Below are 12,166 nucleotides of genomic sequence, written 5' to 3'. Positions count from 1 at the left end.
GGGCCGTGCGCTCCTTCTTGTGCAGGCGGGACTGCGCGTTCTTGGCGTTGCGGCGGGAACGGAACTCCTCGTCGGAGAGCCATTCGCCGTTGCGGCCGGCGCCGCCCTTGCCGCGATAGCCGCCCTTGTTGCCGCCGCGATCGTTGCGGTTGTCGCGGTCGAAGCGCCCGCCACGGTCGTTGCGGTCCTTGCGGTCGTAGCGGCCCTTGCCGCCGCGGCCGCCGCGCTCGCCGCGGGTGACCAGCGTATCGTCATCGCGACGGCGACGGCCCTCGCCGGCGTTGGGCCTGCGGCCCTCGCGCTCGGCGCGCTCGGCGTGCTTCTCGCCGGTGCGGCGGGCGCCTGCCGGCTTGTTGCCGCCGCGGCGCGTGCCGCCCTTGCGCTCGCCGCGCTTGGGCTTCTCCAGCACGGACGGGTCGGTCTCGTAGCCCTCGATGGTGGTGAAGGGGATGTCCTTGCCGATGAGCTTCTCGATCTCCTTGAGCGTCTTCATGGTCTCGCGCGTGACGAAGGAGATGGCGAAGCCCTCCTCGCCGGCGCGGCCCGTGCGGCCGATGCGGTGCACGTAGTCCTCGGCCATATCGGGCAGGTCGAAGTTGATGACGTAGTTCACCTCGGGCACGTCGATGCCGCGCGCCAGCACGTCGGTTGCCACCAGGATGTCGGTCTTGCCGCGGCGGAAGTTCTCCAGGGCGCGACGGCGGCGGCCCTGGGTCTTGTCGGAGTGGATGGACTCGGCGTGGAAGCCGGCGGCCTCAAGCGCCTCGGCGCATTCCTCGGTGCGGTTCTTGGTGCGGGCGAACACGATGACGCGCTCGTGGCCCTTCTCGTTGAGCACCGCTTCCAGAAGCTCCTGCTTCTTGCGGTTGGCGATGGGCATGATGTACTGGGCAACGGTGGCAGCGGTCTCGCCGTTGCGGGCGATCTCGATGATGGCCGGGTCCTTCAGCAGGTTGCCCAGGTTCTTCTGGATGGAGCTGTCGATGGTCGCGGAGAACAGCAGCGTCTGACGCTCGGCAGGCGTGTGCTCCACGATCTTGGTGACGTCGGGCAGGAAGCCCATGTCAAGCATACGGTCGGCCTCGTCGAGCACGAGCACCTTCGTCTCGGACAGGTCCACCACGCCGCGGTCCATCAGGTCGTTCAGGCGGCCGGGCGTGGCGATGAGCACGTCGGTGCCGCCGCGCAGCTCGCGGATCTGCGGGCCGTAGGGGGTGCCGCCGTATACGGTGGTCACGAAGTGGCCGGTTTTGCGGGAAATTTGCATGCACGTGCGGCTGATCTGCTGAGCCAGCTCGCGCGTGGGGCTGACGACGCACACGCGCGGAGCGCGGCAGCGGCCCTTCATGCGCTCGAGCGTGGACAGCGTGGGCAGCAAGAACGCCGCGGTCTTGCCGGTGCCGGTGGAAGCGGCGGCGATGACGTCGCGGCCTTCCAGGATGTAGGGGATGGACTGCTCCTGAACGGGCGTGGGGGAGTCGTAGCCCATGCGCTCGACGGCGGCGAGGGCGGCCTCGGACAGGCCCAGTTCTGCAAATGCGGTCATGAAAAATCCGTTTCTCTTCGCGGAAGCAGCGCGCAGCAAACCAAAGCGTCCGGAAACGGGCGGCATCGGTTTCAGTCAAGCGCTTGCAACCTATGTACCAATTCATCGCACCCGCCCCAGGCGGCGTGCTTGCGCTTGACGCGAGCCGCTTTCTATATGCCTTGCGCGGTGCGTGGAAGAGCGCGCGAAAAGAAGATTTAGAAAGAATTTCGTGAGAAGCAACCCGCTTATTATGATGGTGTTTTCACAAAAGGAAAGCGCTTGAGCCCGAAAAGAGCGCGATTGTGCACGAATCTCCACGGCTTGGGGGCTTTTCTGCTGAAGTAGCGCAACTTTGTACCCGCCCCTCCATTGCGGGGTATAATGGTAAGGCTATTGCCCCGAGACTTGAGAGGTTTATTCATGACATTGCTCGAGCTGCTTCAGCTTATGCGCAAGCATCTGAAGCTCATGATCGTCCTGCCTATCGCGTGCGCGCTTGCGACCGCCGTGGTCTGCTTCGTCGCGCTGCCCAACACGTATACCGCTTCCACCAGCATGTACGTGCTTGCGAAGCAGTCTTCGACAAACTCCGACAATGCTGCGAACTACTCCAACCTCAACGCCAGCCAGATGATGGCAAACGACGTGTCCACGCTGCTCAAGAGCGACCGCATCGAGGCCGACACTGCCAAGGACCTGCATCTTGAGTCGCTGAAGGGCTACTCCACCAAGGTCACCAGCGAAACCACTTCTCGCGTCATCACGCTTTCCGTCACCGGAACCGACCCGGATATCGCCGCCACCATCGCCAACGATATGGCCAGCAACGTCTCCAAGGTCGCGCAGCAGGTCATGGACGTCCAGTCGGTCAACGTCATCGACCAGGCCACGGCCCCCACGGCGCCCTCCGGCCCCAATCGCCCCATGTACATCGCCGTCGCGCTGCTCGCCGGCTTGTTCGTCGCCATCGCCATCGTCGTGGTGTCCGATATGCTCAACACGAAGGTGCGCAATGCCGACGAGATCGAAGATCTGCTGGGCCTGCCCGTCATCGGCCGCATGCCTGCTCTCAAGGGAGGTAAATAAGCTATGGCTCGCAAACCTAAAGGCGGCGACGATATGGAGATGCAGAACGCCGCGAAAACCCTGATGGCCAACATCCGCTTCATGAGCGTCGATAACCCCATCCGTTCCCTGGTGTTCACTAGCTCCATCCCCACTGAAGGCAAGTCCACGGTCGCGTGCAACGTCGCCCGCGCCATCGCGTCGTCGGGCATGCGCGTGTGCCTGGTCGAGTGCGACATGCGCAACCGCACGCTGGCGGGTATGCTCGGCGTGCGCTCCACGGGCGGTCTGTACTCGGTGCTTTCCGAGACCATGCCCATCCAGCAGGCCATCGTCTCCACCAACACCGAGAACATGTTCCTGCTCGATGCCGAGCCGCACATCCCCAACCCCGCCGACATCCTGGCTTCCAAGCGCTTCGCGGCGCTGGCCCACAAGCTTGAGCAGATGTTCGACTACGTCATCTTCGACACGCCGCCCGTCGGCATGTTCGTCGATGCCGCCGTGGTCTCCACCATCGTCGACGCCGCCGTGCTGGTGGTGCGTGAGAACTTCACGAAGCGCCAGACCGTGCTGCAGGCCTACGACCAGCTGAAGAAGGCCGGCGGCAACGTGGTGGGCGTCGTCATGAACTACTGCAACGTCGAGAAGCCCGAGTACTACTACGCTTACTACAACCAGCAGGGCAAACGCGAGAAGGGCGCCGCTTCCACGGTGAAGGTGGATTCGCGCAACCTCGGCCCCAACGTCCCGCGCGGCGGCGGCAAGCACGGCGGTGTCACGAACCCCGCTAACTACGGTCACCAGAGCAACGGTGCTCGCAGAGGGTAGTCGACGTGCTTGACCTGCATTGCCATATCCTTCCCGGCGTCGACGACGGGGCAAGCTGCCTCGGCGAGAGCGTGCGCATGATCCATGCCGCGTACAAGGCCGGCATCACCGAGATCGTGTGCACGCCGCATTGCCGCGACCCGTATTTCGACTTCGATGCCATGTGGGATGCGTTCAACCAGCTGGCGCCACGTTCGCCCATCCCCATGCGCATGGGCTTCGAGGTGAACATCCGTAAGCTGCGAGAACTGGGAATGGACTGGGCGCCGTATCTGTGCTTCCAGGATTCCAAGACGCTGCTGCTCGAGCTTTCCACGCACGCCACCAAGCGCGATTTCGAGGAATACGAGCGCGAGATCTACGAGCTGCAGGGCATGGGGCTTGACGTGATCATCGCCCATCCCGAGCGCTACAAGGCCATCCAGGAGGACACCTCCATCGCGGAACGCCTGGTCAGCTGCGGGTGCGTGTTGCAGGCGTCGGCCGACTTCATCCGCGGCGGGCGTATGGGCAAGGAGCGCAAACCCGCCCAGCGCTTGTTCGAAGCCGGTCTGTACACCTACATTGGCAGCGATGCGCATTGCGTCGAGCATTACGAAGCGTTTTCCGAAGCGGTGTACAAATTCGGGCACATGCTGCGAGCGGAATAGCGCGCGGAGGAATAGAATAGCATCTAGGTTTTTCGGCCTGCCCTCCCAACGGAGGGCGGGCCTTTTTTCGAGAGATGAGCGTGAGCGGGGGAGGTGAACAGGGGACGGAGGTATGTTCGCGGTTCGCTTTTAGGGACGTGCGGATATTCGTTGCGAACACCCCCTGTTCACCCGCGAGGAGCGCGGCGATGATCGCCGCTGCATTCCCTCTTCGCGAAGAGAAAGAACACGTCTCCGTTCCCTGCTCACGAGACGCTTGCGATGGGAGAGAGGAGCGCTTGTGCGCACTATCACGTTGGGGTCTACCGGTATCGTCACGCCGCAGAATGCGTTCGGGGCGCTGCCGATTCAGCGCGTTTCCGAGCAGGACGCCGTCGCGTTGCTTCGCCGTGCGTTCGAGGGCGGCATGACGTTCTTCGATACGGCGCGCGCGTATTCTAACAGCGAGGAGCGCGTCGGCCTTGCGTTCGAGGGCATGCGCGACAAGGTTGCCATCGCCACCAAAACGCAGGCGCGTACGCCCGAGGCGTTTTGGGAGGACCTGGAAACGTCGCTGCGCCTTTTGCGCACCGACCATGTGGACCTGTACCAGTTCCACTGCGTCGACCAGTGCTACAAACCCGGCGACGGCGCGGGCATGTACGAGTGCATGCTCAAGGCCAAGGAGCAGGGCAAGATCGCCCACATCGGCGTGACGGCGCACAAGCTTGAGGTGGCCTTCGAATGCGTGGAAAGCGGCCTGTACGAAACGCTGCAGTACCCGCTCAGCTATCTGGCCTCTGATCGCGAGCTTGAGCTGGTTGCCCTGTGCGAGCAGCGCAACGTCGGCTTCATCGCCATGAAGGGCCTGGCCGGCGGCCTGCTCAACAACGCCCGCGCCTGTATGGCGTTCATGACGCAGTTCCCGGGCGTGCTACCCATCTGGGGCGTCCAGCGCGAGGAGGAGCTTGACGAGTGGCTTGCGTTCATGGCCGACACGCCGCAGCTTGATGACGGGATGCGTGCGTTCATCGCCTCCGAGCGCGCCGAGCTTGCCGGCGATTTCTGCCGCGGCTGCGGCTATTGCATGCCGTGCCCGCAGGACATCGTCATCAACCAGTGCGCCCGCATGTCGCTCATGATCCGCCGCGCGCCTTCGAAGGGCTGGCTCGACGAAGAGTGGCAGCAGCGCATGAACGCTATCGAAGACTGCACCGAGTGCTACGCCTGCACCGCGCGTTGCCCCTATGAGCTGGACATCCCCCATCTTCTGAAGAAGAACCTGGCTGACTATCGCGCGGTCCTGGCGGGCAGCGTGGATGTGAAGGGTGCAGGGGAGGAATAGGCTCGGCATCAAGCTCGTTGCAAGCATGTCATCCCTGGAAATTTGCCCTTCGATATGGTTTCATAGTCGCTAGCAAGCGAAACGGGCGCGCCCCTTTGGCGCGCCCGTTTTCACGTTCAGCAGCTGAAAAGGGGTTCATATGGAAGCTTGGCTGCAGGGGATCTTCGCCGACACGCCGGTGCTCACGGTGCCGTGGAGCATCGACTACTTCAGCGTCATCGCGGGCGTGCTCACCGGCGCGCTGTTCGCGTGCGATCGCAAGCTCGACATCATCGGCACGGTGGTGTGCGGCTTGATCACGGGCTATGGCGGCGGCGTGCTGCGCGACACGCTCATGCAGGGCACGGGCGTGTACTTCACTTCCCACCCCGACCTTATCGTCACGTGCATCCTCATCTGCGCGTTCGTGTTCTACTTCCGCGGCATTTTCAAGCACCTTGAGGCTACGGTTTTCCTGGCCGATGCCCTGTCGGTGGGCCTGTTCGCGCTGGCGGGCGCTTCGAAGGCGGTTGCCTTCGAACAGGGTATGGTGCTGTCGGTCATCATGGGCGGCATCACCGCGGTCGGCGGCGGCGCCATCCGCGACATTTGCGTCGGCGAGGTGCCCGGCGTGTTCCAGCGTAGCAACTATTATGCCGTTGCCGGATTGGGTGGCGCGGCGGTGTACGTGGTGCTCGCGCGCTTCGGGTGCCCTTTGGCGCTTGCGGGCATCGCGTGCGTGTTCGCCGTGGTGGCTCTGCGCTATTGGAGCGTGTACTTCGATTGGCGCACGAAATCCGAAGCTGATTTGACGCCGCGTATCGCCCGGGGCCTGCATCGTGCGGGCGAAGTGCTGTCGGGGGTCTTCCTGCACGGCGGCGATTCCGAGCGGCATCAGCGCCGCGCCGGCGCACGCATCGCCCGCGGCGCGGACTGCGACGGCGAGGCGCGCAAGGAGGCCTCGGGCGGCAGCGATGCCGTGAACAGCGACTGGCCCGCTAACATGCGCTAGCCGGGGCGGATTCATCGTTGCCGGCTGGGCACCGGGGTCGTGCACGCCGTGCCGCACTTGGCAGGGCGGGTGCAAGCCATTCCCTTGCTCTCTAAACATCGCTTACGCTTCGCAGAGTCCCCTCTCTCAGAAAAGGTAAGCAGCTAGCTTCCAAAACTGCATAATCTGTTCGATTGCATAGAACATCTGTGCGCCTTACAATAGTACAATTGTTCGAAAGGAAGCGATATGGAAAAACAAGGAATCGTGGTATTTGAATCAGAAGACGGCGAAGTCAGACTTGATGTCGGCTTTGACGGACAGACCGTTTGGCTTACCCAAGCGCAAATGGCTTCTTTGTTTATGACGACAAAGCAGAATGTCAGCTTGCACGCGAATAACTGTTTTAAAGAAGGGGAACTGGATAAGGAATCAGTTGTCAAGGAATGCTTGACAACTGCCGCCGATGGGAAGCGGTATCGAACGAAATTCTTTAATCTCGACGTTATCATTTCTGTCGGCTATCGCGTTAAGTCTCAGCGTGGCGTCGAATTCAGGCGTTGGGCCACTGGCGTGTTGCGTCAATATATCGTTGCAGGTCAAGCCGAGAACCAACGACGCCTTGCGCAGTTGGGCAAGATTGTGCAAGTAATGGAGCGCGTGCCTGAGTCGCTTGAGGCTGGAGATGTCCTTTCGGTTGTGAAGGCATATACGGGTGCTTTAAACCTTCTGGACGATTATGATCATCAACGCATTGTCAAGCCAAAAGGCAGTGCTGCAACGTATATGCTTGACTATGATGAATGCTGCAAGTTGATTGAGTCAATGCATTTTGCGCACGAAAGCGATTTATTCGGCGTCGAAAAAGATGATTCGTTTAAATCCAGTATTGCTGCCATATACCAAAGCTTCGCTGGTCAAGAGTTGTATCCGAGTCTTGAGGAGAAGGCTGCGAATTTGCTGTATTTCGTTGTGAAGAACCATTCATTTCACGATGGCAATAAGCGAATTGCGGCAACGTTATTCCTGCATTTTCTTAATATGAACAACGCGCTTTTGCGAAACGGTGGAAAGCGCATATCGGACAGTGCGCTTGTTGCCGTAACCATTATGATCGCCGAGTCAAAACCCAATGAAAAAGAGGCAATGGTTGCGCTGGTGATGAGTTTTTTGGCAATGGCTCCATAAGAACGAGGGGGGTAGTAGCTGGTGGTGGGGCGCTGCATGGGGGTCTTGCGGCGATTGGTGCTGCGGGAAGCCCGCGTGCGCGGCGGCTGGTACAATAGCGCAATCGATCTACGTTATCTTGCAGAACCGAAAGGCCCCATCACATGGCTGATTACATCGAAGGCAAGCGCCCCGTCATCGAGGCGTTCCGTACCGGCGTGCCCATGCGCCGTATCCTTATGGGCGACTACATGAAGCGCGACCCCATGATCGAGGACATCATGCGCAAGGCCAAGCGCAACGGCGTGAAGGTCATCCAGGTGCCGCGCGACGAGCTTGACCAGAAGTCCGCTCGTGGCAGCCACCAGGGCGTTATGGCCGAGGCCGCGCCGTTCAACTACGTGGGCATCGGCCAGGTGGTCGACTCTGCCAACAGCTACGCCGAAGAACACGACGGCCGCGCGCTCGTGGTCTTGTGCGACCACCTCACCGACGCGGGCAACCTGGGCGCCATCAGCCGCTCTTGCGAGGCCGTGGGTGCATCGGGCCTGATCATCCCCAACAAGCGCAGCGCGCGCGTCGAGGCCTCCACGTACAAGAGCTCCGCGGGCGCCATCACGCACGTGCCCGTGGCGCAGGTGTCCAACATCGTGCAGAGCATCCACCGCTTGCAGGAGGAGGGCTTCTGGGTGTGCGCCGCAACCGAGCACACCGACGATCTGGTGTGGAATGCGAACCTGAAGGGCAAGATCGCCATCGTCCTGGGCAACGAGCACGACGGCGTGTCCCGCCTGGTACTCGAGCACTGCGACATGTACGCGAAGCTGCCGCTGGAAGGCGAAGTGGCCAGCCTGAACGTGGCGCAGGCCGCAACCGCCGTCATGTACGAGTGGCTGCGCCAGAATTGGGTTTCGCTGGCCTAACGGCCAGCGAACCTGCTCGACGTTGCGGGGCGCTCTCGCACGCCGCCTTCGACTTCAGCTGCACGGGCATGGCCCAAAGGCCAATGCCCGCTTGCTTCAGCCGAATTCGGGGCACGAGAGCGCCCCTCACTGACTTTGAGCGAACCCGTTCACGGGCCCCTGTTCCCCTGTCCCAACGAAGACGGCGTGCAGGCGCCTGTGCTGGCTTTGGCGAATCCGTACCAACTATGGCAGAATTGCATCGATTGGTTTGTAAGCCTATTCGTGAACACACCTCTGCCGCCTGTTCACCTGAAAGGAGGGATGTGCGATGGCAAAGCAGCGCCGGAAGATCCTCCTGGTCGACGGCTATAACGTTTTGCGTTCGGGGTCGCGTTACCAAGAGGCGTTCGCGCATCCCGACTATACCGACGATGCGTTCAACACGGCGCGCGAGCGTTTGATCAACGACGTCATCAACTTCGCCGGCCGCGAATACAAGGCCGTCATCGTCTTCGACGGCGGCGACAACCAGTTCTCAACCGGCGAGGTGGAGACCATCGGCGGCGTGCGCATCATGTTCAGCCCCGCTGGTACCTCGGCCGATAAGGTCATCGAGAAGCTGGCCCATGACGCGCGCGTGCGCAACGTGGAAACCATGGTGGTCACCTCCGACGCCACCATCCAGGACACCGTGTTCGGCGGCGGCATCGACCGCATGTCGGCCAACGGGTTCTCGCGCGAGGTGGGCATGTACTACGAGGACGTGCACCTCGACGAAACCCCGAAGGTCGCGCTCAAGCGTACGCTCGGTGACCGGATTAAACCGGACGTCCTGGAAAAGCTCAAAGCCATGCGCGACGGCGCATAACGGTTTCCCAGCTAGTTGACCAGGGGATTTGCGAAACTAAAGGGCCTTGCCCGAACCGCGCTCAATCCACGAGCAAGGTTCTGGCAAGGCCCTTTTCGTTTTGGAGCATATAGCTAGGGGCGGTTGCGCCCTCCGCTATTCCATCGTGCTGTCCAGGTGCTCTTTTGCCAGGTAGATGGGGCGGCGCTTGTTCTCGATGTAGTCGCGGCCCAGGTATTCGCCGATCACTCCCAGCACGGCCAGCTGCAGGCCGCCGAACAGCAGGATCAGGCAAGCCAGCGTGGGGTAGCCCGGGGCGTTCGTCCCGTACAGCAGGTACTCGGCAAGCACCGACAGCAGGTATATGACCGCTGCGACGGAGCAGAGGCTGCCCAGCCACACCGCGACCTTGAGCGGCCAGGTGGTGAACCCGAAGATGCCCGTCGCGGCGTAGCGGAATAGCTTTTTGAACGACCACTTGCTGGTGCCGGCGGCGCGCTGTTCGGCCTCGTAGGGGATTTCGAGCGTGTTGAAGCCGATCCAGGCGAACAGGCCCTTGCTGAAGCGCTCGCGCTCGGGCAGCGCGAGCAGCGCGTCGCGCACGGGGCGGCGGAACACGCGGAAGTCGCTGACGTTGGCGGGGATGGAGATGTCGTCGGCCATGCCGTTGAACGTGCGGTAGAACGCGCGCTTGAACAGCTTCAGCACGAAGCCCTCCTTGCGGTCGACCTGGCACGCGGCCACGCAGTCGACGTCGGAGTTCTCCATGAGCAGGCGGTACATGCGCAGCGCGTCCTGGGGGGTTTGCTGCATGTCGGCGTCGATAAGACAGATGTTGTTGCCGCGTGCCGCCTGCATGCCCGCGTACAGCGCCGATTCCTTGCCGAAGTTGCGCGAGAAATCGATGGCCTGCACAGCGTGCTTGCCGCGTGCGGATTCCACCACGCGTCGCAAAAGCTGCGCAGTGCCGTCCTGGCTGCCGTCGTTCACGAACACGATCTCGATGGACACGCCGGCCTGTTCGAAGCACTCGGTGGCCGTTTTGTAGAACAGCGGGATGTTGTCCGCCTCGTTGTAGCAGGGGACCACCAGCGTCAGGTCGTACAGGGCGTCGCTCATGTGTTCGTTCCAATCTAGCTTTGCCGCCGCGCTCCCTTCCGGGTGCGGCGCTTCCTTGCAAGGCATACCCGAGCCGACAGCTCGATTATTCACCGTTGTGCAACATGCTACGCCTGCGTGCCGCTATACGCCATACGGCGAACAGCGTAACGGACGCAATGCCCACAACCGCGCCCGGCACCAACCCGGGCGTGAGATAGCGAAGCTCGACGACGTTGTCACCGGTTTGCACCGGTATGCCCATCAGCCCGTCATAGGCTGCCTGAATCTCGACGGGCTGGCCGTTGACCGTGGCGGTCCAGCCGTCCTCGTAGGGTTGGGAGATCACGAGCGTCTTGTCCTGGGCGGCGGTGAACGTTGCCGTGATCCGGCCGTTCTCGTATGCGGAAAGCGCAAAACCGTCGGAATCGATGCGCGAAAGCTGCTCTTGCAGGGTTTGCAGGTCCACGGTGCCCGCCTGCAGCAGCTCGGCGGCGGGAATATCCCAGAACGCGGATTGCGCGTTCGTCACGGTGCCGTCCTCGAAGCGCAGCTCGTAAGGCTGCTCGGCCAGCGGCTTGATGACCACCTGCATGGATTGCCCGGCATGCCCCCAGCCCAGGTACACCTGGTTGCACGACCCGCGCCCGCCGATGGTTTGCACGAACGAGCTGTCTGCCCAGACCTCGCATACGACGCCGCCTTCATAATACAGGTCGTTCACGAACGCCGTCGGCGTGTACAGGTACACGGGGCCATCGGTCGAAGGGGTCAGCGTGAAGGTGCGCGAATCCTGATCGCCGGGGCATTCCTGCACGTCGATGGCGGAAAGCGCGCTTGCGTCGTTGTCGGCTGCGTCGGCGAGCATGGCGTCTTGGTTGTCGAGCGGGCGCCCCTCCTGCCAGTCGACGTGCGCGCTGCCCGTGGTTCCCCAGCCCAGCGGCAGCGCCAGCTTGTTGCGGTATGCGCGCCACGTGTCGCGTAGCACGGCTTCTTCGGGCTCGGTTGCGGCAGGGGCCTGGTCGTCGACGATATCGGTGACGCCGAGCAGCGCATCGGCGATGACGTTGGAGCTCATGTAATAGGTGCCGAACGGCGTGACCTTGCTATAGCCCAGGTCGTGCAGCAGCTGCTGGATGCGGTACTCCTGCGTGGACGAGTAATGATCGAACGTGCTCACGCCCAGCACGAGCGCCATGTTGTCCGGCCCGTTGACCTTGCTTCCGCCCCAATACGGCGCGGCGTTGCCCACGCGGGTGAAGGGGGAGGCGCCGTCAAGCTGGCTGTAGAAGCTCTCCAGCTCCGTGAGCGTGTCGGTGTAGCCGCTGACCGTATAGCGGCATCGCGAAAGCTGCGCCTGCGCGCTGAACACCTGCTCGTCGACGAACACGCAGACCAGCGCAACGCACAGCGCGGTACGCAAGATCGGCCGCGCAGCAACGCCGCGCATCTCGGCAGCGCCTGCGACCAGCAGCGTGAACGCCGCCAGCAGCGCGCATTCCAGCGCCACAAGCTCGGGTGCCTGCGGCAGGCTTCCCTTCGCCACATACAACCACGCGGCGGACCCGGCAACGCTGACGAGCGCCGCACCGCCGCCCAGCAGCGCGCACCGGCGTCGCGGCCGCGCATCAAGCCGCGAAAGCGCCAGCAGGCCCTCGGCGGCAAGCACTGTCATGACCAGCAGGATGGCGAACCCGTTGCGGTTGGTGTACGAGCTTTCGGGCACGAACCCGCTCCAGATGGTGGCCACGGGCGTGAACACCAGGCTCGTGGCCATGACA

At 62.5% G+C, this 12,166-nt stretch carries 11 protein-coding genes; 8 read left to right on the top strand and 3 right to left on the bottom strand.

The window, feature by feature from the left end; genetic code table 11:
• The coding region (locus Q0H50_RS05465) for a DEAD/DEAH box helicase (protein ID WP_294420267.1) at positions 1–1,546 on the bottom strand (1,546 nt) is incomplete at its 3' end.
• A gap of 402 nt (positions 1,547–1,948) precedes the next feature.
• Here Q0H50_RS05465 and Q0H50_RS05460 point away from each other — a divergent pair.
• From Q0H50_RS05460 to Q0H50_RS05425, 8 genes are all read left to right on the top strand, one after another.
• Positions 1,949–2,614: a Wzz/FepE/Etk N-terminal domain-containing protein gene (locus Q0H50_RS05460; protein ID WP_294420266.1), complete on the top strand. Its 666-nt coding sequence runs from the start codon at positions 1,949–1,951 to the stop codon at positions 2,612–2,614.
• A gap of 3 nt (positions 2,615–2,617) precedes the next feature.
• On the top strand, positions 2,618–3,424 hold the full coding sequence (locus tag Q0H50_RS05455) for a CpsD/CapB family tyrosine-protein kinase (RefSeq protein ID WP_294420263.1): 807 nt from the start codon (positions 2,618–2,620) through the stop codon (positions 3,422–3,424).
• A 5-nt stretch (positions 3,425–3,429) separates the two neighbouring features.
• Entirely contained in the window at positions 3,430–4,074 is a 645-nt protein-coding gene (locus tag Q0H50_RS05450) for a CpsB/CapC family capsule biosynthesis tyrosine phosphatase (protein ID WP_294420260.1), read from the top strand.
• A 280-nt stretch (positions 4,075–4,354) separates the two neighbouring features.
• Positions 4,355–5,398: an aldo/keto reductase gene (locus tag Q0H50_RS05445; protein ID WP_294420258.1), complete on the top strand. Its 1,044-nt coding sequence runs from the start codon at positions 4,355–4,357 to the stop codon at positions 5,396–5,398.
• A 139-nt stretch (positions 5,399–5,537) separates the two neighbouring features.
• Positions 5,538–6,389, top strand: a complete 852-nt coding sequence (locus tag Q0H50_RS05440; protein WP_294420255.1) for a TRIC cation channel family protein — start codon at positions 5,538–5,540, stop codon at positions 6,387–6,389.
• 228 nt (positions 6,390–6,617) lie between these two features.
• Positions 6,618–7,556 carry a virulence protein RhuM/Fic/DOC family protein gene (locus Q0H50_RS05435; protein WP_294420253.1) on the top strand — a complete coding sequence of 313 codons (939 nt, stop codon included), beginning with the start codon at positions 6,618–6,620 and terminating at the stop codon, positions 7,554–7,556.
• Between the two features lie 143 nt (positions 7,557–7,699).
• Positions 7,700–8,458 (top strand): 23S rRNA (guanosine(2251)-2'-O)-methyltransferase RlmB, encoded by a 759-nt coding sequence (rlmB, locus tag Q0H50_RS05430; RefSeq protein WP_294420251.1) that lies wholly within the window; start codon positions 7,700–7,702, stop codon positions 8,456–8,458.
• Positions 8,459–8,768: 310 nt separating this feature from the next.
• Entirely contained in the window at positions 8,769–9,308 is a 540-nt protein-coding gene (locus Q0H50_RS05425) for an NYN domain-containing protein (RefSeq protein ID WP_294420249.1), read from the top strand.
• 135 nt (positions 9,309–9,443) lie between these two features.
• Here the strand turns inward: Q0H50_RS05425 and Q0H50_RS05420 are convergent, their stop codons facing one another.
• Both Q0H50_RS05420 and Q0H50_RS05415 read right to left on the bottom strand, forming a co-directional pair.
• Positions 9,444–10,406 (bottom strand): glycosyltransferase family 2 protein, encoded by a 963-nt coding sequence (locus Q0H50_RS05420; protein ID WP_294420246.1) that lies wholly within the window; start codon positions 10,404–10,406, stop codon positions 9,444–9,446.
• Between the two features lie 85 nt (positions 10,407–10,491).
• The coding region (locus Q0H50_RS05415; protein WP_294420243.1) for a YfhO family protein at positions 10,492–12,166 on the bottom strand (1,675 nt) is incomplete at its 5' end.

It is taken from the genome of uncultured Senegalimassilia sp., assembly GCF_934632265.1.
Lineage (GTDB): Bacteria > Actinomycetota > Coriobacteriia > Coriobacteriales > Eggerthellaceae > Senegalimassilia.
Note: the sequence above shows the minus strand (reverse complement) of the source record. Positions and strands in the feature narration are given on the sequence as shown.